General features: G+C 73.2%; 19 protein-coding genes and 1 pseudogene. 7 read left to right on the top strand and 13 right to left on the bottom strand.

Features of this window, described 5'->3' with window-relative positions:
• Nucleotides 1-107: 107 nt before the first annotated feature.
• Nucleotides 108-1,226, bottom strand: a complete 1,119-nt coding sequence (locus tag ACFV6E_RS07180) for a DUF3533 domain-containing protein (RefSeq protein WP_385459769.1) — start codon at nt 1,224-1,226, stop codon at nt 108-110.
• Nucleotides 1,227-1,401: 175 nt separating this feature from the next.
• Here ACFV6E_RS07180 and ACFV6E_RS07175 point away from each other — a divergent pair, with 175 nt between their 5' ends.
• Nucleotides 1,402-4,932, top strand: a complete 3,531-nt coding sequence (locus ACFV6E_RS07175; RefSeq protein ID WP_385459767.1) for a DNA polymerase III subunit alpha — start codon at nt 1,402-1,404, stop codon at nt 4,930-4,932.
• Nucleotides 4,933-4,954: 22 nt separating this feature from the next.
• Here the strand turns inward: ACFV6E_RS07175 and ACFV6E_RS07170 are convergent, their stop codons facing one another.
• Nucleotides 4,955-5,329, bottom strand: a complete 375-nt coding sequence (locus ACFV6E_RS07170; protein ID WP_385165888.1) for a cupin domain-containing protein — start codon at nt 5,327-5,329, stop codon at nt 4,955-4,957.
• A gap of 113 nt (nt 5,330-5,442) precedes the next feature.
• On the opposite strand from ACFV6E_RS07170, the gene ACFV6E_RS07165 reads away from it, so the two are divergent.
• Together ACFV6E_RS07165 and ACFV6E_RS07160 are read left to right on the top strand one after the other, a co-directional pair.
• Nucleotides 5,443-5,889, top strand: a complete 447-nt coding sequence (locus tag ACFV6E_RS07165) for a MarR family winged helix-turn-helix transcriptional regulator (protein ID WP_385459765.1) — start codon at nt 5,443-5,445, stop codon at nt 5,887-5,889.
• Nucleotides 5,890-6,060: 171 nt separating this feature from the next.
• Nucleotides 6,061-6,921 carry an esterase/lipase family protein gene (locus ACFV6E_RS07160; protein WP_385459763.1) on the top strand — a complete coding sequence of 287 codons (861 nt, stop codon included), beginning with the start codon at nt 6,061-6,063 and terminating at the stop codon, nt 6,919-6,921.
• A 133-nt stretch (nt 6,922-7,054) separates the two neighbouring features.
• Here the strand turns inward: ACFV6E_RS07160 and ACFV6E_RS07155 are convergent, their stop codons facing one another.
• Nucleotides 7,055-8,074: a lytic polysaccharide monooxygenase gene (locus ACFV6E_RS07155; RefSeq protein WP_385165892.1), complete on the bottom strand. Its 1,020-nt coding sequence runs from the start codon at nt 8,072-8,074 to the stop codon at nt 7,055-7,057.
• A 178-nt stretch (nt 8,075-8,252) separates the two neighbouring features.
• Here ACFV6E_RS07155 and ACFV6E_RS07150 point away from each other — a divergent pair, with 178 nt between their 5' ends.
• Nucleotides 8,253-8,738 (top strand): GNAT family N-acetyltransferase, encoded by a 486-nt coding sequence (locus tag ACFV6E_RS07150; protein ID WP_385165893.1) that lies wholly within the window; start codon nt 8,253-8,255, stop codon nt 8,736-8,738.
• A 52-nt stretch (nt 8,739-8,790) separates the two neighbouring features.
• On the opposite strand, the gene ACFV6E_RS07145 is transcribed toward ACFV6E_RS07150, so the two are convergent.
• Nucleotides 8,791-8,925, bottom strand: coding sequence for a hypothetical protein (locus tag ACFV6E_RS07145; protein ID WP_385165894.1), 135 nt, complete (start codon nt 8,923-8,925; stop codon nt 8,791-8,793).
• Between the two features lie 182 nt (nt 8,926-9,107).
• On the opposite strand from ACFV6E_RS07145, the pseudogene ACFV6E_RS07140 reads away from it, so the two are divergent.
• Nucleotides 9,108-9,677: pseudogene (locus tag ACFV6E_RS07140) on the top strand (class I SAM-dependent methyltransferase); the annotation flags it as partial.
• A gap of 304 nt (nt 9,678-9,981) precedes the next feature.
• Here the strand turns inward: ACFV6E_RS07140 and ACFV6E_RS07135 are convergent.
• Nucleotides 9,982-10,491: a DUF402 domain-containing protein gene (locus tag ACFV6E_RS07135; RefSeq protein WP_385459761.1), complete on the bottom strand. Its 510-nt coding sequence runs from the start codon at nt 10,489-10,491 to the stop codon at nt 9,982-9,984.
• Nucleotides 10,472-11,401 (bottom strand): GNAT family N-acetyltransferase, encoded by a 930-nt coding sequence (locus tag ACFV6E_RS07130; protein WP_385459759.1) that lies wholly within the window; start codon nt 11,399-11,401, stop codon nt 10,472-10,474. Before ACFV6E_RS07130 ends, ACFV6E_RS07135 begins: the two co-directional genes overlap by 20 nt.
• Before the next feature lie 75 nt (nt 11,402-11,476).
• On the opposite strand from ACFV6E_RS07130, the gene ACFV6E_RS07125 reads away from it, so the two are divergent.
• Nucleotides 11,477-11,851, top strand: a complete 375-nt coding sequence (locus ACFV6E_RS07125; RefSeq protein ID WP_385165901.1) for a GntR family transcriptional regulator — start codon at nt 11,477-11,479, stop codon at nt 11,849-11,851.
• Between the two features lie 165 nt (nt 11,852-12,016).
• Here ACFV6E_RS07125 and ACFV6E_RS07120 read toward each other — a convergent pair whose 3' ends face one another.
• Nucleotides 12,017-13,111, bottom strand: coding sequence for a DUF5925 domain-containing protein (locus ACFV6E_RS07120; RefSeq protein WP_385165903.1), 1,095 nt, complete (start codon nt 13,109-13,111; stop codon nt 12,017-12,019).
• A 182-nt stretch (nt 13,112-13,293) separates the two neighbouring features.
• Here ACFV6E_RS07120 and ACFV6E_RS07115 point away from each other — a divergent pair, with 182 nt between their 5' ends.
• Entirely contained in the window at nt 13,294-14,715 is a 1,422-nt protein-coding gene (locus ACFV6E_RS07115) for a xylan 1,4-beta-xylosidase (protein WP_385459757.1), read from the top strand.
• A 117-nt stretch (nt 14,716-14,832) separates the two neighbouring features.
• Here the strand turns inward: ACFV6E_RS07115 and ACFV6E_RS07110 are convergent, their stop codons facing one another.
• The 6 genes from ACFV6E_RS07110 to ACFV6E_RS07085 all read right to left on the bottom strand — a co-directional run bounded on the left by ACFV6E_RS07110 (nt 14,833) and on the right by ACFV6E_RS07085 (nt 23,564).
• Entirely contained in the window at nt 14,833-18,879 is a 4,047-nt protein-coding gene (locus ACFV6E_RS07110; protein ID WP_385459756.1) for a lipopolysaccharide biosynthesis protein, read from the bottom strand.
• Nucleotides 18,872-19,651: a polysaccharide deacetylase family protein gene (locus ACFV6E_RS07105; protein WP_385459754.1), complete on the bottom strand. Its 780-nt coding sequence runs from the start codon at nt 19,649-19,651 to the stop codon at nt 18,872-18,874. The genes ACFV6E_RS07110 and ACFV6E_RS07105 overlap by 8 nt, the downstream gene beginning before the upstream one ends.
• A 20-nt stretch (nt 19,652-19,671) precedes the next feature.
• Nucleotides 19,672-20,754, bottom strand: coding sequence for a glycosyltransferase family 2 protein (locus tag ACFV6E_RS07100; protein ID WP_385459779.1), 1,083 nt, complete (start codon nt 20,752-20,754; stop codon nt 19,672-19,674).
• A 92-nt stretch (nt 20,755-20,846) separates the two neighbouring features.
• On the bottom strand, nt 20,847-21,662 hold the full coding sequence (locus ACFV6E_RS07095) for a glycosyltransferase family 2 protein (protein ID WP_385165908.1): 816 nt from the start codon (nt 21,660-21,662) through the stop codon (nt 20,847-20,849).
• 380 nt (nt 21,663-22,042) lie between these two features.
• Complete coding sequence (locus tag ACFV6E_RS07090; RefSeq protein ID WP_385165909.1) at nt 22,043-23,137, bottom strand: GNAT family N-acetyltransferase; 1,095 nt, start codon at nt 23,135-23,137, stop codon at nt 22,043-22,045.
• Nucleotide 23,138: 1 nt separating this feature from the next.
• Nucleotides 23,139-23,564 carry a hypothetical protein gene (locus ACFV6E_RS07085; RefSeq protein WP_385459752.1) on the bottom strand — a complete coding sequence of 142 codons (426 nt, stop codon included), beginning with the start codon at nt 23,562-23,564 and terminating at the stop codon, nt 23,139-23,141.
• Nucleotides 23,565-23,743 lie beyond the last annotated feature (179 nt).

The raw sequence follows: 23,743 nt of genomic DNA, 5'->3' as shown, positions 1-23,743 counted from the left end.
CGGGAGGCCGGGCTCCGTGGTTCCGGGGCGCGCGAACCGGTGCCCCGTCCGCGGGTCCGGTGCCGCGGCTACGGGGTCGGTGTCCGTCCGCGGGTCCGGTGCCGCGGCTACGGGGTCGGTGTCCGTCCGCGGGTCCGTCGTGGCTGGTCGCGCAGTTCCCCGCGCCCCTCCAGGGCGCTGCGCCGTGCCGCCGCCAGGAGCGTCACCGCCACGCCCGCCGCCGCCCACGCCGAGAGGATCAGCAGGGACGCGGTGACGTCGTTGCCGCGGAAGTAGGCGATCGAGCGGGCCGCCCAGGTGCCGGCGCCCGGGGGGAGGGCCGGGCCGATCGCTCGCCAGAAGGGCGGCAGCATCGGCAGGGGGAAGGCGCCGCCCGCGCTCGGGTTGCCCGCGATCACCACCAGCAGGATGGCGAGCCCGATGCCGACGATCCCGAAGACGCCCTGGAGGGCGAGGGTCGCCGCGCCGACCGCGAAGGTGATCAGCGCGCCGAGTCCCCACAGGGCCCAGCTGCTGCCGGGCAGCGCCCCCAGGACCGGCCCCACGATGACGGCGCCGCCGAGTCCGCCCACCACCGAGACCAGGGCCATCGCGCCGATCCTGATCAGCGCGCGGCGCGGGCCCGCGGGCCGGGCGCCCGCGCTGATCGCCAGGATCGACGCGCACAGATAGCCGCCCACGCACCAGCCGACGACCACGTAGAAGGACGAGAGGCCGTTGAAGTCGCGGGCGGAGGCGGGGGCCACGTCGACGGTCCTGACCGTGCGCCCCTGGTCTGTCTCCAGGGAGGCGGTGAGCGTGGACAGCGCGTCGGCGAGGACCGTACCGCCGCCGGTGGCGACCAGCAGTGTGTCCGTGCCGCCCGACGGGTCGGCCACCAGGGCGCCGTCGAGGTCCCGCTGCTCGATCTGCCGGCGCGCCGTGGCCTCGTCGGCGACCGCCCGCGGGTCGAGCGGGTCGCCCGGCAGCCGCTCCAGCTCCGCCACGGTCCGCTCGGCCGCCGAGCGCGGCGCGACGACCCCGAAGGGCGCCTCCTTGAGTTTCGGGTGGTGCAGCGCGCCCACGTAGGAGGCGATGAAGAGGAGCTGGAGGGCGATCACTCCGACGACGAGCAGTGTGGCCCGTGGGGTCACGGCGTCCCGTACCTCGGTCAGGAAGGACGTCCGCTCGCCGGAGGGTGCCTGCTCGCCGGGGGAAGCCTGTTCACCGGGGGATGTGTGCGCCATGGCCCCACGCTCCCGGGACGGTGATGTTTGCGCAGGTGGGAAGGGTCCGAACGGATGCCGTACATCTGTTCGAAAATGGTCTATGGTGGAGGTGGGACAGTTGGGGAACTGATGTTCGAGGGCTCGGCCGGGGCCACGGACGCGGACGGATACGGATCGGGTACGGGAGGCGCGTGTGCCGGGATTCACGCATCTGCGCACCGTCTCCGGGTTCTCCGCGCGCTACGGCGCCTCGCACCCGGAGCGGCTCGCCGAGCGCGCCGCCGAGCGGGGCATGGACGCCCTCGCGCTCACCGACCGGGACGGCGTCCCCGGCGCGGTCCGGTTCGCCAAGGCCTGCGCCAGGGCCGGCGTCCGTCCGCTGTTCGGCGCCGAGCTGGCGGTGGGGGAGACCGGGCGCGCGGAGAAGCGGCGCGCCCCGGTCCGCGGCGGCGCCTTCGTCGACGAGTCGGCGCCGCGTGTGACCTTCCTCGCCCGGGACGGCGCGGCCGGCTGGGCCGACCTCTGCCGGATCATCACGGCGTCGTACGCCACGGGAGCGGAAGGAGGGGCGGACGGGCCGCTGCTGCCCTGGGCGGACAATCACGGCGACGGTCTGACCGTCCTCCTCGGCCCCGATTCCGACGTCGGCCGCGCGCTCGGCGCGGGCCGCCCCGACCGGGCCGCGAAGCTCCTCGCACCCTGGCGGGAGAGGTACGGCGACGGCCTCCGCCTGGAGGCGGTCTGGCACGGCCGCGAGGGCACCGGACCCGGCTCCCTCCGCCTCGCCGCCCGCACCGTCGGCTTCGCCGCCGAACAGCGCGTGCGGCCGGTGCTCAGCAACGCCGTCCGGTACGCCGACCCCGGCATGGGCCCGGTCGCCGACGTCCTGGACGCCGCCCGGCGCCTCGTCCCCGTGGACCCCCGGCGCGGGCTCGACAGCGGCGAGGCCTGGCTCAAGGACGCGGACGCCATGCTGGCCGCCGCCGAACGGATCGTTCAGGCCGCCGGATTCCGCCGGGAGACCGCCCGCCGGCTGCTCGACCAGACCCGGGCCGCCGCCGCCGAGTGCCGCGTCGACCCGGAGGACGACCTCGGCATCGGCACCGTCCACTTCCCCGAACCGCACCTCGTCGGCGCCGGAAGACGCACCGCGCAGCGCGCCCTCGCCTCGCGCGCCACGGCGGGCATGGTGCGGCGCGGTTACGCGGGCCGGCGCGCGTACTGGGAGCGGATGCACCACGAGCTGGACATCATCGCCCACCACAACTTCGCCTCCTACTTCCTCACCGTCGCCCAAGTGGTCGACGACGTGAGGGAGATGGGCATCCGGGTCGCCGCGCGCGGCTCCGGCGCGGGTTCCCTGGTCAACCACCTCCTCGGCATCGCGCACGCCGACCCCGTCGAGCACGGGCTGCTGATGGAGCGCTTCCTGTCCAAGCGCCGCTCGGTGCTGCCCGACATCGACATCGACGTGGAGTCCGCCCGCCGGATCGAGGTGTACCGGGCGATCATCGACCGGTTCGGCACCGAACGCGTGGCGACCGTCGCGATGCCCGAGACCTACCGGGTCCGGCACGCCGTCCGCGACGTGGGCGCCGCCCTTTCCCTCGACCCGGCCGACATCGACCGGATCGCCAAGTCCTTCCCGCACATCCGGGCCCGCGACGCCCGCGCGGCCCTGGCGGAACTGCCCGAGCTGCGCGAGCTGGCAGGGGAGCAGGAGAAGTACGGCAGGCTCTGGGAGCTGGTCGAGGCGCTCGACGCGCTGCCGCGCGGCGTCGCCATGCACCCGTGCGGGGTGCTGCTCTCCGACGCCTCGCTGCTCGCCCGTACGCCGGTGGTGCCGACCAGCGGCGAGGGGCTGCCCATGTCGCAGTTCGACAAGGAGGACGTCGAAGAGCTCGGGCTGCTCAAGCTCGATGTGCTGGGGGTGCGGATGCAGTCCGCGATGGCGCACGCGACGGCCGAGGTGGAACGGGCGACGGGTACGCCCGTCGACGTGGACGCGGTGCCCGCGGGCGACCCGGCCACGTACCGGCTCATCCGGTCGGCCGAGACGCTGGGCTGCTTCCAGATCGAGTCGCCCGGACAGCGGGACCTGGTCGGCAGGCTCCAGCCGACCACCTTCCACGATCTCGTCGTGGACATCTCGCTGTTCCGGCCGGGACCGGTCGCCGCCGACATGGTGCGGCCGTTCATCGAAGCCAGACACGGCCGGGCCCCGGTCCGCTTCCCCCATCCCGACCTGGCGGAACCGCTGCGGGACACCTACGGAGTCGTCGTCTTCCACGAACAGATCATCGACATCGTGGACATCATGACCGGCTGCGGACGCGACGAGGCGGACCGGGTGCGGCGCGGGCTGTCCGACGAGGAGGCGCAGGGCCGGATCCGCTTCTGGTTCGCCCAGCACGCCGCCGCCAGGGGGTACGACGCGGACACGATCCAGCGCACCTGGGAGATCGTCGAGGCCTTCGGCTCGTACGGCTTCTGCAAGGCGCACGCCGTCGCCTTCGCCGTGCCGACGTACCAGTCGGCGTGGCTGAAGGCCCACCACCCGGCCGCGTTCTACGCCGGGCTGCTCACGCACGATCCCGGGATGTACCCGAAGCGGCTGCTGCTCGCGGACGCGCGGCGGCGCGGGGTGCCGATCCTGCCGCTGGACGTGAACCGGTCCGCGGTCGCCCATCGCATCGAACTGGTGTCCGAGCAGGGGGAGTCCGGGACGTGGGGCGTCCGGCTCGCCCTCTCCGACGTGCACGGCATCAGCGAGGCCGAGGCCGCGCGGATCGAGGCCGGGCAGCCGTACGCCTCGCTGCTCGACTTCTGGGAGCGGGCCCGGCCGAGCCGGCCGCTCGCCGGACGGCTCGCCCAGGTCGGCGCGCTGGACGCCTTCGGCGCCAACCGCCGCGACCTGCGACTGCACCTGACCGAGCTGCACCGGGGCACCCGCGGCGGCCGGGGGGACCAGCTCCCGCTGTCCGGAGGGGACAGGACCGCACCGGCCGGGCTGCCCGACCTCTCCCCGGCCGAGCGGCTCAGCGCCGAGCTCGGCGTGCTCTCCATGGACGCCTCGCGCAATCTGATGGACGACCACCGGGAGTTCCTGGCGGAGCTCGGTGTGCTGACGGCGCGCCGGCTGCGCGAGGCGCGGCACGGGGACACGGTCCTGGTCGCGGGCGCCAAGGCGGCCACCCAGACCCCGCCGATCCGCTCCGGCAAGCGCGTCATCTTCTCCACCCTCGACGACGGCACGGGCCTGGTCGACCTCGCCTTCTTCGACGACTCCCACGACACCTGCGCGCACACCGTCTTCCACTCCTGGCTGCTGCTGGTGCGCGGGGTGGTCCAGCGCCGCGGTCCGCGCAGCTTCAGCGTGGTGGGCGCGGCGGCCTGGAACCTCGCCGAACTGGCGGAGATACGCCGGGAGGAGGGGCTCGACGGGGTCGCGGCCCGGCTCGCGGAACCGCCCGTGACCGCCCGGGACGGCACCGGCGACCCCGCGCGGGGCGACGGCGAGGGACCGTACCGGGCCAGGATCGCCGGCTCGGACGGCCTGCCCCGCCCGACCGGCTCCGCCGCCCAGGACCCGATGCGAAGTCGCGGTATCCGCATGTCCACCGGGTACGAGATGCACCCCTGGGCGGACCTGCGTCCCGCGGGCGAGGGCCCCACGGCCGGCATGAAGAAGCTGTGGCACCAGAGCCCGGGAAGCGCGGGCTAGCCCGACGCGGGCCTGCGCGGGGTCAGTTGACCCAGGGCGGGCTGAGCCGGGTGCCGTCGGCGAACTCCGCCCGGAGGCCGATGGACGTGGTGACCCAGGAGACCGCCGTCCGGTCGGTGGGGTTCTCGACGCCGAGCGTGGCACCCGGGTTGACGATCAGGGTGTCGCCCGCGGTGATCCGCTCGGTGCGGCCGTCGAGCGTGACCAGCAGTTCACCGGCGAGCAGATGGAAGATCTCCTCGCGGTCCACGGTGTGCGCGGGCGCCTTGGTGCCCGCGGGTATCTCGCCCCGCCAGGCGCACAGCTCCTTGCTGCCGGTACGGGGAGCGGCGTACGAGACGAAGCGGGCGCCGTGGATCTCGTGGACGACGGCTTCGGACGGGCGGACTACGGGCATGGCGGACCTCCGGGTGGGCGTGACCGGCCGACAGCGGCCGACCAAATGGTCAAGCAGCTTGACTATATGGTCAAGCTGCTTGACCGTTGAGTCAAGGGTGTTTCAATGCTCCCGTGCAGAACTCCGAGGCCATGGCTCTGTCCACCGCACTGCTCGCCGCCGCCGGCGAGCTGACCCAGCGCATCCACGCGGGCGTGGTCGCCCGCGGCTTCGAGGGGCTGCGCCCCGCGCACGGCTTCGCGTTCGCCCGGCTCGCCCCGGACGGGGCCACGGCCACCGATCTCGCGGCCCATCTGGGGGTCACCAAGCAGGCGGCGGGCCAGCTCGTGGACGAGATGGTGCGCAAGGGCTACGTCGAGCGCCGCCCGCACCCGGTGGACGCCCGCGCCCGCCTCGTCGTGCTGACCGAGCGCGGGTGGGCCTGCACGCGGGCCGCCGAGGAGGCCGCGGCGGAGGCCGTCCGGCCGTGGGCCGAACTGCTCGGCGAGGAGGAAACGGGGCGGCTGCGGGGCCAGTTGACGCGACTGGCGCCCCACGGCCCGCTCAGGCCCGTCTGGTGACTCGCGCGGCCCGATTATCACGGGCTCCGATCGACACGGGGACTTTTTACTGACGCGTAACTTCACACTTGCACTACTCGCCCGTAACTTTACAAGTGAACAGCATCCTCGTGATCCGGATCACAGGGCCTGCGCCGTCGCACCTCCCATGAGCCGCAAGGAGATCACCCGATGCTGCCCTGGAAGCGAGCCCTCAGACCGCTGGCCGCCCTGCTGCTGGCCGCCGCCCTGACCGCCGTCCCCGCCGTCACCGCCCGGGCCGCCACCGCCCCCACCAGCGGCTGGAACAACTACTCCTGCAAACCCTCCGCGAGCCACCCCCACCCGGTCGTCCTCGTCCACGGCACCTTCGGCAACTCCGTCGACAACTGGCTCTCCCTCGCGCCCTACCTGGTGGCCCGCGGCTACTGCGTCTACTCGCTCGACTACGGACAACTGCCCGGCGTCCCGCTCTTCAACGGGCTCGGCCCCATCGACGAGTCGGCCGGACAGCTCAAGGTCTTCGTCGACAAGGTGCTCGCCGCGACCGGCGCGGCCAAGACCGACCTCGTCGGCCACTCGCAGGGCGGCATGATGCCGCGCTACTACCTCAAGTTCCTCGGCGGAGCCGCCAAGGTGAACGCCCTCGTCGGCATCGCGCCCGACAACCACGGCACCACCCTCAACGGACTCACCAAGCTCCTGCCGTACTTCCCCGGCGCCGCCGACCTGCTGTCCGAGAAGACACCGGGACTCGCCGACCAGGTGGCCGGCTCCGCCTTCCTGACCAAGCTGAACGCGGGCGGCGACACCGTCCCCGGCGTCCACTACACGGTCATCGCCACCAAGTACGACGAGGTGGTCACGCCGTACGCCTCGCAGTTCCTGAGCGGGGCCGACGTCCGCAACGTGCTGTTGCAGAACCTGTGCGCCGTCGACCTCTCCGAGCACGTGACCATCGGGCTCACCGACCGGATCGCCCACCACGAGGTGGCCAACGCGCTCGACCCGGCGCACGCCACCGCCACCACCTGCGCCTCCGCGCTCGGCTGAACCGGCCGGGTCCGGGCCGATGGGGGCCGGGCGCGCGGACGGGGGCTGCCCGGCCTGAGCCGCCGGACAGCCCCCGCGTGCGGCCCCGTGAGCCGCCCCCCTCGTGAGCCGCTCCGCGTAAGCCGCCGCCGCGTCAGCGGCTGTGCCGGCCGCCGGTCGCCGCGCGGCGCCGCACCGAGGCGAACAGCGCCGCGGCGCCGATCGCCAGCGCGGCGGCACCGCCGACCGCGACGTACGAGGTGGTGGGGGAGCCGCCGGTCTCGGCGAGGTCCTGCGCGGCACCGTCGGTCTCCGGCTGGTTCGCGGTCGTCTCCGTCGCGGCGGCACCCGCCTCCGCGGTGGCCGGCTCGTGCGAACCGGCGTCGTGCGTGGCGTCGTCTGTGCCGTGCCCGTCGTGCTGCACGGTCGACTTGTCGGCACCGGCGGCGATCTGCTCCTCCGACGGCGCGGAGGCGGCCGGGGCGGCGGACGGCTCGCTCTTCGTAGTGGTGCCTGACCCCGTGCCCGTGCTTCCGCTGCCGCCGAACGTGACGTCCGAGCAGGAGTAGAACGCCTCGGGGCTGTCCGAGCGCTGCCACACCGCGTACAGCAGCTGCTTGCCGCTGCGCTCCGGCAGGGTGCCCGAGAACGTGTAGTAGCCGTCCGCCGCCACCGGGTCGGTCTTGGTGGCGACCGGATTGGCCAGGTCCAGATCGTCCCAGGCCAGCGGCTGCGACGGGTCGTAACCCGCCTTGGTGATGTACACGGTGAAGGTGCCCTTGTGCTGGGCGGTCACCCGGTACTTGAAGGTGTACGAGCCGCTGCCGACGCTCGTCGCGGGCCAGTCCGCGCGGGCCAGGTCCAGGCCCTTGAACTCGTCGTTGCCCGCGCTGCACAGCTCGCCGTCCGGGATCAGCTCCTGGTGCCTGCCGCCCGCGTCGCCGATCCGGATGCCGTTCCAGTCGTAGAGCGCCTGGGTGCCGCCGGCCGCGACGGCCGCCTTGCAGGCGTCCGAGTCGGGGCTCTCCGGACCCTCCGCGTAGCACTGGAAGACCCGGCTCGCGGGGTCGCCCATCGTGCCGTGCGCGACGGCCGGCGCGGCGGCGAGCGCGGTCAGGGCGAGCGGGGCGGCAGCGACGGCGGCGAACGCGGCGGCCTTGCGGCGAGCGGACATGGGAACTCCTCGACAAGCGGTCCTGGACTGTGGGGGCGAGCAGCAAGCTAGCCCCAAGGAACCGCGAATTCGCCTGCTGGGAGCGGCGGGCGGCGATCTTTATGGTGCGGTTAAGGGAGCGCTGAGGCTGCGCTCAGGTACGTGCCACTGCGGCGCTCGGGCGGTTACCGTTCCGGGTATGACCGACGCCCCGAACGACTCGGGTGCGCGGGGGACACAGGGGACGGGGATCCGGCCGGCCGCCGCCCCGGACGTGCCCGCCGTGCGCGCCGTGACCGACGCCGCCTACCGTCCGTACATCGAGCGCATCGGTGTGGTGCCCGCGCCCATGGAGGCCGATCACGCGGCGGACGTGGCCGCGGGGCGGGTGTACGTGACGGGCGAGCCGGTCACCGGCCTCGTCGTGATCGAGGCGCGGGCGGACCACCTCTTCCTGGACAGCGTCGCCGTCCACCCCGACGCCCATGGGAAGGGCGTCGGGGGACGGCTGCTCGCTTTCGTGGAGGCACGCGCGCGTGCGCTCGGACTGCCCGAGGTCCGGCTCTACACCAACGCGCTCATGCGGGAGAACCAGCGGATCTATCCGAAGTACGGCTACGAGGTCGTGGAACGCCGGGTCGACGGTCCGTACGACCGCGTTCACTACCGGAAGCGGCTCGGCTGACGGGAGCGCTCCGCCGACGGGAGCGGGCCGTCCGCCGGACGGGGGAGGCGGTTCAGCTGTCCGGCCACCACGTGCGCTGGATGTCCTTGCGGATCTCCGGGCGGTCCTGGCGGCGCTCGTCGGACTCGTCGCGCACTCGGCGCGAGTCCGACCTCTTCAGGGGCTTCTGCATGGTCACACGGCGCATGGCTGCCTCCTTGCGTCTACCGGGTTCCGCGATTCCACGGAGGTAGACCCGTTGCGGGAGCGTTGCTCATCGGGCGGTCATCTGTCAGTGGCGGCTGTCACGATCCGGCTGTCAGTGGTGGGTGTCACCCTGGCGACATGACCACTGACAAGGACTTCGAAACGTCGGCGGCCTTGGATTGAGACGCGGAGGCGGCGACATTCGATGACGAACCGGACCACGGGCTGCGCGATCCCGTAGTACGCCGGGCATGGGCCGCCCGCTTGCGCGGGTGGCTGCCGGAGCGCGCGGGCGACGTCCTCGACCTCGGCTGCGGCACGGGCAGCCTCTCGCTCCTCGCGTCCGAGCGGGGACACCGGGTCACCGGCGTCGACCTCTCGACTCCGATGGTCGCGCTCGCCCGCGCCAAGACCGCCGGGCGTGACGCGGTGTTCCTCGTGGGTGACGCGGCGGCACCGCCCGTCGGCGAGGAGCGGTTCGACGCTGTCCTGGTCCGCCACGTCCTGTGGACGCTCCCCGACCCGGCCCGCGTGCTGCGCCACTGGCACGGGCTGCTCAGGCCCGGCGGCCGGCTGGTGCTGATCGAGGGGGTGTGGGGGACGGCGAGCCCGGTGGGGATACCGGCCGACCGGCTCACCGGACTGCTCGCACCGCTCGTCCGGGACCTCCGGGTGGAGCGGCTCTCGGACGACCCCGCGCTGTGGGGCCGTGCGGTCGAGGACGAGCGGTACGTGGTGGTGGCGGTGGTCTGAGAGCCATCACTACGCGCGCGTGCCGGCTGGCCGGTGAGCGGGTCCGTGCCGTCAGCCGGGGACCAGTGCCGCACCGTCAGCCGGTGAGCGGGTCCGTACCGTCGGCCACTGAGCGGGTCCGTACCGTCGGCCGGTGAGCGGGTCCGTACCGTCGGCCGGTGAGCGGGTCCGTACCGGTCGGCCGGTGAGCGGGTCCGTACCGTCGGCCGGTGAGCTGGTCCGTGCCGGTCGGCCGGTGAGCTGGTCCGTGCCGGTCGGCCGGTGAGCTGGTCCGCACCGTCAGCCGGTGAGCCATTCCGTTCCCTCAGCCGGTGAGCAGCCGTGCGAAGCCGCCGTCGCGGGCCAGCCGTTCCAGCTCGTCCAGGGCGGCCTCGGCGGCCGCCGCGGCCGGCGGATCCAGGGCCGCGAGACCGCTCTCGGCGAACTCGTCCTCGTCCAGGCGCAGTACGGTCCCGCCGTCCGCGGACCGCCACAGGTCCAGGTCGAGGTCCTCCACGACGATCTCACCGTCCGTCACCACGGCCGGCCGGGTCACGTCGCAGTACCAGCCCTTCAGCTCACCCGCCGCGTCCCGGACCTCCTTCACCGCGTACCACCGGTCGCGCCAGTAGTGCTCGGTGAAGACGTCGCCCGGCTCGAAGCGTACGAAGCCGAAGTCGCGGACGCCGGTGCCCGCCCAGGCGGCGCGCACGGTGACCCGGGTCCCGTCGTCGCGCAGCAGCCCGGCGTGGTAACGGATCTTCGTACGGCCGGACTTGCGGAGGACGACCTCGACCTGCGGCACCGGCGGCGGCTCAGCCGAGTTCCCGGACATAGCGCACCTCCGACGCGCAGACCTCGTAGCCGAACCACTTGTTGATCGCCAGCATCGGCCCGTTGCCGGTGTCGTTGCCGGTGAACGCCTCCGTGAAGCCGGCCGCGCGGGCCCGGTGCAGGGAGTCGTTCTTGGCGAGCTTGGCGAGGCCCCGGCCCCGGTAGGCGCGGCCGGTGCCCGTCATCACGGTGCCGTAGCGGGTGCCGTCGTCGGTGCGGGCCAGGCTGAACGCGGCGGGGCGGCCGTCGACCACCGCCACCGAGGACAGCTCGGGGCTGAACATGGGCGCCTGCCAGGTGTCCTTCAGCCACGCGTCGTAGTCCGCGAACTCGACGCCGACATCGCTCGGTTCGTCGCTCATCGTCTCCGCGTCCAGCTGGAACAGCGGACGCAGGTCGTCGGCGAAGTCCGCGCCCGTGCGCAGTTCGACGCCCGGCGGCAGCTCCTGGCGCGGCGGCAGGGCGCCGTTCGCCAGGTCGAGGCGGAGGAAGTGCGCCGAGCGGCTGGCGCGGTACCCGTGCCGCTCCGCGAACGCGCGGTTCTCCGGTGCGTCGAGCACCCAGGCGAACAGCCGCTTCGCGCCCAGCGCGCCGAGCTGTCCCTCGGCGGTGCGCGTCAGCAGCGTGCCGGCGCCGCGCCCGAACCGGTCCGGGCGCACGTACACATTGAGATAGCCCTGACCGGGCTCCGGGCTGTCGTACGCCAGCCCGGTCTGGGCCGTGCCGATCACCTCGCCGTCCTCCTCGGCGACGAGGGCGCGGTAGTGGGCGTCGGGGTGCGCGTGCGTCACGGAGTGCGCCACGGACTCGGCCGTGGCCAGCATGAACGGAAGGGCGAGGCGGCGCACCAGGGCGAAGCCCTCGGTGTCCCGCCGGTCGTCGGTACGCAGATCACGCACGATCACAGTCATGGGGCCGCACGTTACGGCGCCGCCATGACCGGGTGCCTCTCATTTTCCCGGGCGCTTCTGGAGGACAATCGCCCTGTGACCCTGAAGATCCATATCGACGCGGGGGCCGCGGCCTACGAGCAGGTGCGCGCCCAGATCTCCGAACAGGCCAGGTCGGGAGCGCTGCCCGTCGGCTACCGGCTGCCCACCGTGCGCGGTCTCGCCGAGTCCCTCGGCCTCGCCGCCAACACGGTCGCCAAGGCGTACCGGGCCCTGGAGGCGGACGGGGTGATCGAGACCCGTGGGCGCAACGGGACGGTGATCGCCGCGGCGGGAGCGGCGGCCGAGCGGGAGGCCGCCGCTGCGGCGGCGGCTTACGCGGAGCGCGTGCGCCGCCTCGGCCTGGCGGAGGGCGCCGCGCGCGATGCCGTGCGGGATGCGTTGCGTGCGGCTTACGGGGAGCGTGGTTGAGCGTCACCCCGGTGACGCTCAACCCCGCTCCACTGTGAGTGCCGCGCTGTGCCGTGGGCGGGTGCGGCTTCGTCGTGGCTGGGCGCGCCCACGCGGCGGAGCCGCATATGAACACAGCCCCGCGCCCCTGAGCCCTCCCGCGCCCCTGCCGGGCGCCGGAGGGCTCTACAGATACAACCCCGCGTCCGCCTCGTCCCGCTGCCCCGGTACCGCCGTGGGCGACGTCCCCCGGCGGAGGGCGTACAGCTCTGCCAGGGTCGCGCCCTCGCGTGGTACGTCCTTCTCCGTGCCCAGCCAGGTGACCGCCTCGCGGCGGGTCAGCGGGCCGACCTCGATGCGGGCGAGGCAGCGGCCGGGGCGGACGACGGCGGGGTGCAGCCGCTCCAAATCCTCGTTGGTCGTGACCCCGACCAGTACGTTGCGGCCCTGGCCCAGCAGGCCGTCGGTGAGGTTGAGCAGCCGGGAGAGCGCCTGGCCCGCCGTGTGCTTCGCCTCGCCGCGGATCAGTTCGTCGCAGTCCTCGAGCAGGAGCAGCCGCCAGCGGCCCTTCCCGCCGGCGTCGTCCTCGCCGATCGCGATGTCCATCAGATAGCCGACGTCGCTGAACAGGCGCTCCGGGTCCAGGACGCAGTCCACCTGGCACCACTCGCGCCAGGAGCGGGCCAGCGTGCGCAGCGCGGACGTCTTGCCCGTGCCGGGCGGGCCGTGGAGCAGCAGCAGCCGGCCCGCGATGTCCTCGGGTGTCGTCTTCATCAGCCGGTCCATCGCGTCCGCCACCGGCGCCGTGTAGTTCGCCCGCACCTCCTCCCACGTGCCCGCGGAGATCTGGCGGGTCGTGCGGTGCGGGCCGCGCCGCGGCGAGACGTACCAGAACCCCATGGTCACGTTCTCCGGCTGGGGCTCGGGCTCGTCGGCGGCGCCGTCCGTGGCCTGGCCGAGTATCTTCGCGGCCAGCTCGGCGCTGGTGGCGGTGACGGTGACGTCGGCCCCGCGGTTCCAGCGGGACACCAGCAGCGTCCAGCCGTCGCCCTCGGCGAGGGTCGCGCTGCGGTCGTCGTCGCGCGCGGAGCGCAGCACCCGCGCGTTCGGCGGGAGGAGGGTGACGCCGGAACGCACGCGGTCGATGTTCGCCGAGTGCGAGTGCGGCTGCTCGCCCGTCGCGAAGCGGCCGAGGAACAGCGCGTCGACGACGTCGGACGGCGAGTCGCTGTCGTCGACGTTGAGCCGGATCGGCAGAACGTCGTGTGGGTTCGCGGACATGCCGCCCATGATCCGCCACGCGGGCGCGCCGTGCACCCGGTTTCCGCGGTGTGCCCCGAGTGTCTGCTGCGCCCTTTGCTCCCGGTGCGCCTTTCCTGTCCCTCAGGCCCGCTCCGTCCGGTCCCGGATGTGCGTCACCGGACCTGTTCCGCGTCCGATTGACCCCGATAGTGTGACCTTTGATGGGACGTCATGGGTGGTATTCAGGGGTGGGGCGGTGGCGGCTCATCGCGCTGCTCGGTGTGGGAGCGGCCGCGCTGGCCCTGGCCGTGACCCTGCTGAACACCCTGTCCGGTGACAGCGGGAGCACCGCGGGGACGACCCGGGACGGGGACAAGGTGCACGGCACCCCGGCCCGCCCGCACGGCGCCGGGGGACCGGACGTGGGCTGGGGGTTCACGCACACCCAGTACAGCGCCGACGAGGGCGGCGACGCCGCCGACGCGCGCGTGGAGAAGCTGCTGTCGGGGCGGTCGATGCCGCAGAACCAGCACATCATGGGCTGGGGCGTCGGCAACCCCGAGCCGTCGAAGGGGCGTTACGACTTCGACGAGCTGGACCGCCGGATCGACTTCGTCCGCGCCTCCGGCGGCACACCCGTGGTCACCCTGTGCTGCGCCCCGGACTGGATGAAGGGCGGCAGGCCGGGGGCGGCCCACACCGACTGGAGCCGGTCGGCGCTCGAGACCGCCCCGGACCGCGCCCACTACAAGGACTTCGCCGCGCTCGCCGCGACCGTCGCCAGACGCTATCCGGACGTACGCCACTTCGTCGTCTGGAACGAGTTCAAGGGTTTCTGGGACGACTCCGGGAGCCGCTGGGACTACGAGGGCTACACGGAGCTGTACAACCTGGTCTACCGGGCGCTGAAGAAGGTCGACCGGGACATCATGGTCGGCGGCCCCTACCTGGTCATGGACAGCGTCGACCCGCGGCAGGAGCAGGACGCGTCGACGGCCGTGCGGGGCGCCTGGGGCGCCGTGGACCAGCGCGTCCTGGACGCCTTCGGCTACTGGAACAAGCACCGGGCGGGCGCCGACTTCGTCGTCGTGGACGGCTCCAGCTACACCCGGGACGACGACCTGCTGCCGGACGAGTTCGCGGCCACCGACAAGTTCACGGCCGTGAGCGAGTGGGTGCGCGCGCGGACGCACGGTCTGCCGCTGTGGTGGGCCGAGTACTACGTGGAGCCGGCCGACGGCGCCGACGACCGCAAGGGCTGGTCCGAGACCCACCGGGTCGCCGTCCAGGCCGCCGGGATGATCGCCCTGGCCCGCGGCGGCGTCTCCACCGGCTTCTACTGGAACCCGGAGGACGAGAAGGGCCCCGACTGCCCCGGGTGCCTGTGGACCCCGACCGGCAACGACGACGGCGGCCGGGCCATGCCGATGTTCGGCCTCGTCTCCCGCTTCGGCACGGAGTTCCCGCCCGGCACCGAGTACCGGAAGGCCGCCGTCGCCGCGGACGACCGGGCCGATGTCCGTGTCCTCGCCGACGACGACGCCGTCCTCGTGGTGAACACCCGCGACCGCAAGATCAGCGCCGAGGTCGACGGCCGGCGGTTCGACCTGGCCGCGTACGAGGTGAAATGGCTCGACAGATGAGCCACCGCAGTACGCACGGCCGCGTTCACGCACCGCGCAGGGCCGCGGCCACGCACCTCGTACCGCCGGGGCCACGCAGCTCGTACCGTCGCGTCCGCACAGTCCGTACGGCCGCGTTCACGCCAGTGTCGTGAACCGCTGGACCAGCGCGGCCAGCAGCACCGCGAGCAGCGGCAGCGAGAACCAGAAGGTGTTCTGGAGCCACCGCAGCTGCCGTACGCCCGGCGCCACCGCGACCCGGACGGTCTCCCGCGCGGTCAGCAGCACGACCAGTGCGAGCGCCGCGAGCGCGCCGACCACCGTCCAGGCGGTCCACGTCACCTGCGGCCCGACGGGCCCGGGCGCCGCCCGCTGCACCGCGCCCTCCGGCGGCTCCCGCAGCGCGTACATCGTCACGTCGCCGTTGACGAAGACCTTCGTCAGCTCCCGCCGTTCGTCGAGGTGGCGGATCAGCCGGGACTCCCAGGCCGCCGAGTAGCCCACGTTCAGTCGCAGATAGACCACCTGACCACGGTTGACCATCAGGTACGAGTTCGGGCCCGCGTTCCTCAGCGCCTTGACGAGCCCGGAGACCAGCACCGGGTCGACGGGCGCGAGCGTCGGCACGTACTGCACCTTCTCCATGTCCCGGGCGCCCCACGGCAGTGACGGCGTCACGTTGTTCACCGTGTCCTCGCTCAGCCACAGCAGCCGTACCGTCGGGTCGTCGTGCGCGTACACGTACTCCATGGCCGCGACCTCGCCCGGCTTGATCCGCTCGAAGGGCTCGTTGCCCCATCGGGCGATCAGGAAGCCGGTCACCAGGACCAGGCCCGCGAGAAGCGCGGCGAGCGGCGCGAGACTCACCCGCTCGCGTTCGCGTTCGGTGACGGTGGCGCCGGTGCGCGGGAACAGGCCGAGCCCGGCGAGCAGCGCGGCGCCGGGCAGCGCGAACAGGAAGACGCGCAGCGCCATCTCGCCGCCGTACGACTGCATGCCGAAGCCCAGGAACGGGACGAAGGCCAGGACGAGCAGGGAGCGCTCGCGGTACTTGTGGTCGTGACGCCGCCACCAGCCCCAGCCGGCCAGCGCCAGGACAGCGGCGGCCAGCAGCACGCGCGCGTAGAGCACCAGCTCGTGGCCCGTACTGCCGCCGCCGATCCGCCCGGTCACGGACGTCGACACATTGCCGCCGATGCCGCCGACCCCGCCGAACAGCTCGTCGAAGTGTCCCGACCAGTACGGCTCGGCCATGAAGCCGATCCAGAAGGTGACCATGACGGCGCACAGGACGGGCAGGCCGCGCAGTTCGCAGCGGCCTGCCAGGACGAGGGCCGCGACCGCGCCCAGCATCACGAACGGGGTGAGCTGGTGGGCGGGCACGGTGGCCGCGAACAGTCCGACGAGGACCAGCAGCAGCACGGCCCGCTGCCGCCGGTCGGTCGGCTCGACCTCCGCCTCGCCCGGGCGCACGCCACCCCACAGCATGCGCGGCGCCCGGAACCAGACCAGCAGGACGGCCACGAAGACCAGATAGAGCAGGTACGTGAAGCCTTGTGGCGAGAAGTAGTCCTGGCCCACCCAGCCGCTCAGCACGAAGATCCAGACGCCGGTCCACTTGGCGCGCCAGCTCGCCCGCATCGAGCGCACCAGCAGGAACACCGGCGCCAGGTACAGGAGTTGCATCGTCACCGGCCACCAGCGGATGACCTCGGTGAGGTCGGTGACCCCGCACGCCCTGGCGGCGAACGCGGCCGCGGCGAAGAAGCCCGGCCAGCTCCAGCGCGCGTCCAGGTCGGGCACGGCGTCGCCGGTCCGGTCGATGTAGTCGATGAATCCCAGGTGCTGCCAGGCCGTCGCGAACCGCGGCTCGGTCTCCAGGACGGCGGGCAGCGCGTGCAGCGACACGACGGTGGCGAGCAGGGTGGCGGCCAGCAGTACCCGGTGCTCGCGGGCCGGCCAGAGCAGCGACGCGAACACCGCGATCAGCAGCGCGGCCCCGGCCAGGGTCGGCAGGGGCAGTACGGAGATCAGCCCGAGGCCGCCCATCCGGTCGAGGTCCGGCTCGCCGAGACGGAGCGCGGGCACCCAGTACAGGAGCAGCGCGAGGGCGAGCAGACAGCCGAGGACGGTGACGGGGCGGGAGGGACGGGGGAGCTTTGGGAGTAGCGGTGCGGCGGGGGCGGCCGGTGCGGCTGGGGCGGTCGCCTCGGTGGCCGGGGCGGCGTTCCCCGGTCCGGCGCTTGGCGGCCCGGCGCGTCCCGGCCCGGCGTGTCCCGGTCCGGCGTTCCCCGGCAGGACCGTCTCGTGGGCCGCGAAGGGGGCGTCCACTCCGGCCGCCTCCGCCACGCCGGCCGCCTCCGCCGCCTTGGCTGTCGCCCCGGCCGCCTCCGCTGCCTTGGCTGTCGCCCCGGCCGCCGCCTCGGCCGGGCCGAGTGACGCCTCCGAGCCGGGCTCCCGCTCCTCCACCGGGAGGCCGAAGTGCGTCGACGCACCCGGTGTCCCGGGCACCCGCAGCGCCCAGGTGGGCCGGTGGCCGGGCCGGTGGCCGGGCCGGGCGGCGGGAGTCCCGGCAGGCGTTTCGGCGGGCGTCCCGGAAGGCGCCCCGGTGGGCGTCCCGGCGGGCGGAGTCCCCGGGCCCGGGCGGACGTCGGGGCGCCGCTCCTGGTGGTCGAAGTCGGCGCGTACGCCGAGGCTGAGGGTGTCGGAGTCGAGCGCCCACGCGGGCCGGCGCTGCCGAGGCGCGCGGGGCTTCACGGCGGGGGCGTCCAGGCCGCCCAGGTCGGAGAGGTCCCCGTCCGGCGCGGTGTCCTCGGGGACGGCCGCGGGCGGCGCGGTGCGCACGACGCGGTACAGCCTCGGCGCCGCGATCAGCACGATCACCGTGAGGCTGGAGACCTCCGCGACGCCCGCCCCGGCCAGGCCCATCCGGGGCAGCAGCAGCACCGTGAGCCCGAGTACCAGGAAGCACAGCAGGCCCTGAAGGTAGGCGAGTCCCGAGGTACGGCTCTGCGCGCGCAGCACCGCGAAGTACGTCTCCATCACGACCCGCAGCAGCGCGCCCAGCGCGAACCAGCGCAGCAGCGGCGTCGCGGCCTGCGCGTAGCCCGCGCCGAAGACGCGCAGGATCAGCGGTGCTCCGAGGAACATCACCGCGCACACCGGCAGCATGATCCGCGCCATCCGGCGCAGCGCGGCGCGGGTGTTGGCGGCGAGGCGGGCCGGGTCGTGCGAGCCCTCGACGGTCAGTGAGGCACCCATGTTGATGGCGAGCAGGTTGACGGTGCCGCCGATCGTGGTGGTGATGTAGAAGTACGCGTTGTCGGCGGAGCCGACCTGCGCGGCCACGATGACCGGGACCAGGTAGACCACGGCGAGCGAGAAGAGCGAGCCGGTGTAGTCGCCCGCGAGGAACCGGCCGATCTCCCGCACCGTCGGCGGCTCCGTGCGGCCGGCGGTCCCGGCCGCGTGCCGGGGCGCGAGCCGCCGGAACACCAGCCAGCCGAGCGGCACCACCGACACGGCGATGGCCGCGACCCACGAGACGAAGACCCCGGTGGTGGGGATCGCCGCGGCGAACGCGACCAGCAGCACCAGTTTCACCGCCGAGAAGACGGTGTTGCCGACCGGCACCCACAGCGCGCTGCGCAGCCCGGTCAGTACCCCGTCCTGGAGCGTCAGCAGCGACCAGGCGACCACCGCGAGGATGAAGCCGAGCCCGTGGAGCGGCCCGTGCAGGAAGCGGTACGAGGGTCCCCACACGTGCAGGGTGAGCAGGAAGACGACGGCGGCGAGCCCGACGAGCGCCGAACTGGCCGCGTACGTACGGACGATGAGGCGTACGGTGGCGTGTCCGGCGACCGGGATGAAGCGGGCGAGCGCCCCCGTCAGGGTCACGGCGGCGAGGCCCGCGAGGAGTTTCATCGCCGCGATCGCCGCGGAACCCTGGCCGACGGCCGACTCGGTGTAGTAGCGGGCCGCGACCAGCCAGTAGCCCAGGCCGAGCACGGCGGAGATGCCGGTGTTGAGCATCAGGGCGTAGGCGTTGCGGAAGAGCGGGCTGCCGCCGCCTCCGCCCTCGCCCCCGCTCCGGCCCCGGCCGGGCAGGCGGAGGCGGCGCCCCGGCTGCTGCCGGGGCGCCTCGGGCGCGGGCGTGCCTGCCTGGGCGGTGGTCGTCTCAGACACGGGTACCGATGGCCTTCCGGCGGATCTGACGGGCTCTGCGGACCAGGGCGTACGCCTTGGTGAGGGCGCGGTCCCCGGCGAAGGCGCGGCCGATCGCGTGGCCCTCGACCAGCCGTCCGAACTCCTCGGTCCCGGTGGCGCGGCGCACGGTGATCCGCTGGAGGGCGTACGGTCCCTGCCGGCGGCGTGCGAGGCCGTTGCCGACGGCGAGCGACTGGGCGAAGCCCGCCGCCCGTACCGCCGCGCGTACCCGGCGGTCGGAGTAGCCGTAGGGGTACGCGAACGACACCGGGCGGGTGCCCAGTTCGGCGGCGATGATCTCGGCGCAGTGCCGCAGCTCGAAGTCGAGGGTGGCGTCCGCGAGCTGGTCGAGCTGCGGGTGGGTGTGGCTGTGCCCGCCGATCTCGACCTGCCCGGCGGCGAGCCGGCGCACCTGGTCCCAGTCGAGCATGGTGTCGAGGCCGCCGCCGGTGTCGTACGGGCCGCGCAGCCAGCCCGTCGAGACGAACAGGGTGGACGCGAAGCCGTGCCGGGCGAGCACGGGCAGCGCGTGCCGGTGCACGCTCTCGTAACCGTCGTCGAAGGTGATCAGGACCGGACGCCGGGGGAGCGGGACCCGTGCGGGCGCGCGCCAGGCCGCGGCCAGCCGAGCGGTGGTGACCGGCTCGAACCCCCGGTCCGCCAGCACCCCCATCTGCTCGGCGAACGCCACAGGCGCCACGGACAAGCCCCGCGCCGCACGACTGGGCGCCTCATCGACCGAGTGATACATGAGCACAGGCACCCCCACGCTCACCACTTCCGACCTCCCCCGCCCGACACCTCACTCGCGGCCGCAGCACTCGCCGCTCCGACCCCGACCGCCGTGCCCGACGCCTCGTCCGCAACCCCCACTCCAGTCCCCGCCGCCCCGGCCCCGGCAGACCCCACCCCCGTCGCCCACGTGCCGCCCCCGCCGCCCCTTCGAACCCGAAGCGTGCCCAGCACGTAGCCCGCCGTCGCCGTCACTACCCCCGTGATGATCGCGGCCGCGCGGCGGGCGCCGTCCGGGTGGCCCAGTGCGGCGTCGCGCAGGCCGCGGGCCACTCCGGCGGGCAGTACGCGGGCCGTGTAGCGGCGTTCCGACTCCAGGCCCTTCGCCGCGCCGACGCTGCGCGCGACCAGCGCCTTGGACAGGCCCTCGGCGTACGTGCGGGTGCGGAAGTAGGCGAAGCGTTCGCGCGCTTCGGGCACCCGGTGGTGGATGACCGCCCGGTCGTCGACGAGCAGGACCGCGTCCGGCCTGGCCCGGCCGAGCCGGATGCACAGCTCGGTCTCCTCGCCGCCCAGCGGGCGTCTGTCGCCGTCCCGTCCGATCCCCGTCGCGAAGCCGCCCGCCGCGTCCAATGCGCTGCGCCGGAAGGAGGCGTTGCCGCCCAGGACGTTGCGCACCCGGACCCGCCCGGCCGGCAGTCCCCGGTAGGTACAGCCCACCACCCAGTCGAACTCCTCCGGGAACCAGGCGGGCCGGCGGCCCGAGGCCCACACCGGCTCGGTGCGGCCCCCGACGGCCAGGACCCGGGGATCGGCGTACCCCGCGGCGAAGTACCGCAGCCAGTCCCGCTCGGCCACCGCGTCGTCGTCGAGGAACGCGACGACCTCGCCGTCCGAGGCGGCGACCCCGGTGTTGCGGCCGGCCGACAGGCCGCGGGGGCCCGCGTTGGCGAGCACCCGCACCTCGTCGGTCTCCCGGTACTCCCTGTCCAGCCGCTCCAGCAGAGCGGTGTGGTGGTCGACCACCAGCAGGATCTCCCGGGCCGGCACGGACTGCGCCCGCACCGAGGCGACCGCCGCGAGGATGTCCCCCCAGCGGTCCTCCGTGTACACACAGATCACCACGGAGACGGAGAGGGGAAGGGAAGGAGAAGGAGAAGGAGAAGGAGAAGGAGAAGGAGAAGGAGAAGGAGAGGCGGAGGCGGTCCGCGCGCTCATGACGCTTCCCCCCGCACCATGTTCAGCGTCGTCGCCTGCGAGCGTCGCAGCGCGCGGCGGTTGGAGCGTTCCTTCAGGATCACCCGCAGGACCCGGATGCCGTCCCGGACGGCGCGCAGATTGCTCGCGCCGTGGATGCGCAGATACTCGTGGCTCGGGATCTCCTGGACCCGCAGACCGGCCTTGACGACCCGGATGTTCATCAGCGTCTCGACCTCGAAGCCGGTGCAGTCGAGGTCGATCTTGTCCAGGCAGTACCGCCAGAACGCGTTGTAGCCGTAGCAGAGGTCGGTGTACCGGGCCCCGAACTTCTTGTTGACGACCGCGCACAGCGCCCAGTTGCCGAGCTTGCGGACCGGCGTCATGTCGTCCGTGCCGCCCCCGTTGGCGAATCGCGAACCCTTGGCGAAGTCGGCCCCCGACACCAGCGCGGACACGTACGACACGATCTCGTGCCCGTCGGCCGAACCGTCCGCGTCGACCATCACGATGATGTCGCCGGTGCACGCCTCGAATCCGGTGATCAGTGCGTCGCCCTTGCCCTTTCCGCGCTGTTCGACCACCTTCACGTCCGGCCACAGTTTCCGGGCGACCGGCACGGTGTCGTCGGTGGAATTCCCGTCGACGAGCACCACTTCATGAATCCAGGCGGGCAGCGTCTTGAAGACGTAAGGGAGATTTTCCGCCTCATTCATGGCGGGAATGACCACACTCACCGGAGGCGCTATCGCCAGGTGAGAGGAGATGGGACGGTACTTTCCGGCGGTCGCCGGATCATGGCCCGAAACTGCCGGGCGCAGAACTGAACTCATGAGTCTGGTCCCTCTCGTCCGGTGGACCGCCCGCCCCTGTGGGCGGTCCCGCTATGTGTCCGGTTCGAAAGGGGGGGCCTCACTCACGGCATGCCGAAAACATCTCCGTGCACGCCGGGTGAGCTGGCAGAACTGACCGCCCCGATATCCGGTCACGACATCGTGGGACGGTCTCGCGGCACGACTCGGTACTGGTACGGACACCGAGTACGGCACCCCCCTACCGCGTCCCGCGCCGGCACCATCGCGGTCCTCGAGCCCTCCCCTGGGGCCGCTCGATGATGGACCGATGCGGGTGAGATGTACGACGGTATTGACGATTGCGTCTGTATGGCAAGACCTGGAACAAGGACGCACGTTTTTGACGTTTTGACCGCCGCTTAACTCCTCGAACGGATGTGGCCGATCCGTTTCAGTGCCCGGTCGGCCGGTTCGAACAGTTCCGGCCTGGAGAGCACCGCATTACGCAGCGCACGGAACGGAGCACGACGTACGCGGTGTCCGATCGCGACCGGATGACGCCGGGTCACCCAGCCTTCCGAAACGTTCAGTTCACGCGTCTTCAGGGAATCTTTGTATTCTTTCTGGCCGCGCCCCAGATCCAGTTGGGCGATTCCGTCGGCGGCGGCCGCCTCGGCCATGCGCAGGTGCAATATCAGCCCCGGCGAATACTTCGAGAACGCCGGGTCGTACGCCGGGAACCAGCACGCGAGGACCCGCTCCGTACGCAGTCCGAAGTGCGCGGCGACCGGCCGCCCGCCGGCGTAGAGCACCGACAGGATCCCGGCGAACGACTCGGAGCGGGTGTGGAAGAGCTGCCGGGCCAGCGCGGTGATCCACGGGTGGGCGAAGCGGTCGCTGCGCCCGGTCCTGCGGTACTGCGCGGACTTCCAGCCCATCAGCGTGCGCAGCGCGGCGGGGTCGCGCTCGTCGTGCACGTACCGCACCTCGCCGTGGTCCCGGCCGAGCCGGCGCTCCTTGGCGAGCGTGGTGCGGGTGAACTTCGGTGACCGCTCGCGCAGTCGGCGCAGATACGTGTCGTAGCCCTGGTCGATGTCCATGACGGGGGACGGGAAGGTGCCGGAGGCCCCCGCCTCGAACGGCGCCTGCCCCTCCACCAGGTGGTCGAACTCCCACACGGCGAGCCCGCAGGAGTGCAGCAGCGCGCGGGCGTCCCACTGGAAGCCGGGGCGGTGCACCAGGCCCTGGCAGTCCGAGACACCGAGCCCTACGGCCCGGCCGACACCGGTGACGGTCCGCTGGAACGGGAAGAACGCGGCCGGTTCGCCGTCCTCGCGGACGGCGGCGATCCGCACACCGCGCCGGCACCGGCCCACGGCGAGCGTGAACTCGGGCGAGAGGAAGGGGTTGGCCAGTCCCGGGGAGCCGTTCAGATGGGCCTTCGACTGAAGGGCCGTCCAGGCCAGCCGGTCGGCGGCGCTCAGCTCACCGGGTCTGTACACGCTGAAGTCCACGTCAGGGAGTCCGTCTTCTCGCCGTACGGCCGCGCAGCCGCCGGGCCGGCGATAGCAGGAGGATGAGGGAGCTGATCGCGGTCACGGCGACGATCCCGCCGGGCGCCGACCACCGGTGCACGGCCAGCATGCCCTGGGCGACCAGCATGTCCACGGCGATCGCGCCGGCCACCGCCGCCACGGCGCGGCCGAGGGGGGCGAGCCCGCGCAGTACGGCGGCGAGGGCCCCGGACGGCGCGGCCAGCAGGAAGAACAGTGTGCACGGGGCGCGCAGGGGCCAGTCCACGTCGGCGAACGCGAGGACCGCGCCGACTCCCCCGACCGCCGCCGCGGCCCCCGCCAGCAGCGGTGCCAGGTCCCTGGCCGGACGGGCCCGGGAGCCCGGGGCGCTGTCCGGTGAAGGTGTCTTGATGCGTATGGTCTGCATGGGCGACTTTGCCCCCTGAAGCACCGGATGCCGGGCTTCAATGTGGCGCAGCGGGCCGGGGGGCGTCAAGACGCGGAAGGCCCGCGCGAGGTGAGCGCGGGCCGGGGTGGGGAGGGTTCCCCGAAGGGCTCCCCGGAGGGCTCCCCGGAGGCGCCGGCCGCCTCCGGGGAACCGTTGTC

Source organism: Streptomyces sp. NPDC059785 (assembly GCF_042732375.1).
Lineage (GTDB): Bacteria > Actinomycetota > Actinomycetes > Streptomycetales > Streptomycetaceae > Streptomyces.
This window is presented reverse-complemented; position numbering and strand designations above follow the sequence as displayed.

Bases quoted from the DNA above. Each gene is read 5' to 3' on its own strand.
- ACFV6E_RS07085 (WP_385459752.1), bottom strand. From the start codon at position 23,564: ATGCAGACCATACGCATCAAGACACCTTCACCGGACAGCGCCCCGGGC.
- ACFV6E_RS07135 (WP_385459761.1), bottom strand. From the start codon at position 10,491: ATGTCCGGGAACTCGGCTGAGCCGCCGCCGGTGCCGCAGGTCGAGGTC.
- ACFV6E_RS07160 (WP_385459763.1), top strand. From the start codon at position 6,061: ATGCTGCCCTGGAAGCGAGCCCTCAGACCGCTGGCCGCCCTGCTGCTG.
- ACFV6E_RS07145 (WP_385165894.1), bottom strand. From the start codon at position 8,925: ATGCGCCGTGTGACCATGCAGAAGCCCCTGAAGAGGTCGGACTCGCGC.
- ACFV6E_RS07130 (WP_385459759.1), bottom strand. From the start codon at position 11,401: ATGACTGTGATCGTGCGTGATCTGCGTACCGACGACCGGCGGGACACC.
- ACFV6E_RS07155 (WP_385165892.1), bottom strand. From the start codon at position 8,074: ATGTCCGCTCGCCGCAAGGCCGCCGCGTTCGCCGCCGTCGCTGCCGCC.
- ACFV6E_RS07105 (WP_385459754.1), bottom strand. From the start codon at position 19,651: ATGTATCACTCGGTCGATGAGGCGCCCAGTCGTGCGGCGCGGGGCTTG.
- ACFV6E_RS07150 (WP_385165893.1), top strand. From the start codon at position 8,253: ATGACCGACGCCCCGAACGACTCGGGTGCGCGGGGGACACAGGGGACG.
- ACFV6E_RS07170 (WP_385165888.1), bottom strand. From the start codon at position 5,329: ATGCCCGTAGTCCGCCCGTCCGAAGCCGTCGTCCACGAGATCCACGGC.
- ACFV6E_RS07180 (WP_385459769.1), bottom strand. From the start codon at position 1,226: ATGGCGCACACATCCCCCGGTGAACAGGCTTCCCCCGGCGAGCAGGCA.
- ACFV6E_RS07095 (WP_385165908.1), bottom strand. From the start codon at position 21,662: ATGAGTTCAGTTCTGCGCCCGGCAGTTTCGGGCCATGATCCGGCGACC.
- ACFV6E_RS07120 (WP_385165903.1), bottom strand. From the start codon at position 13,111: ATGTCCGCGAACCCACACGACGTTCTGCCGATCCGGCTCAACGTCGAC.
- ACFV6E_RS07115 (WP_385459757.1), top strand. From the start codon at position 13,294: ATGGGACGTCATGGGTGGTATTCAGGGGTGGGGCGGTGGCGGCTCATC.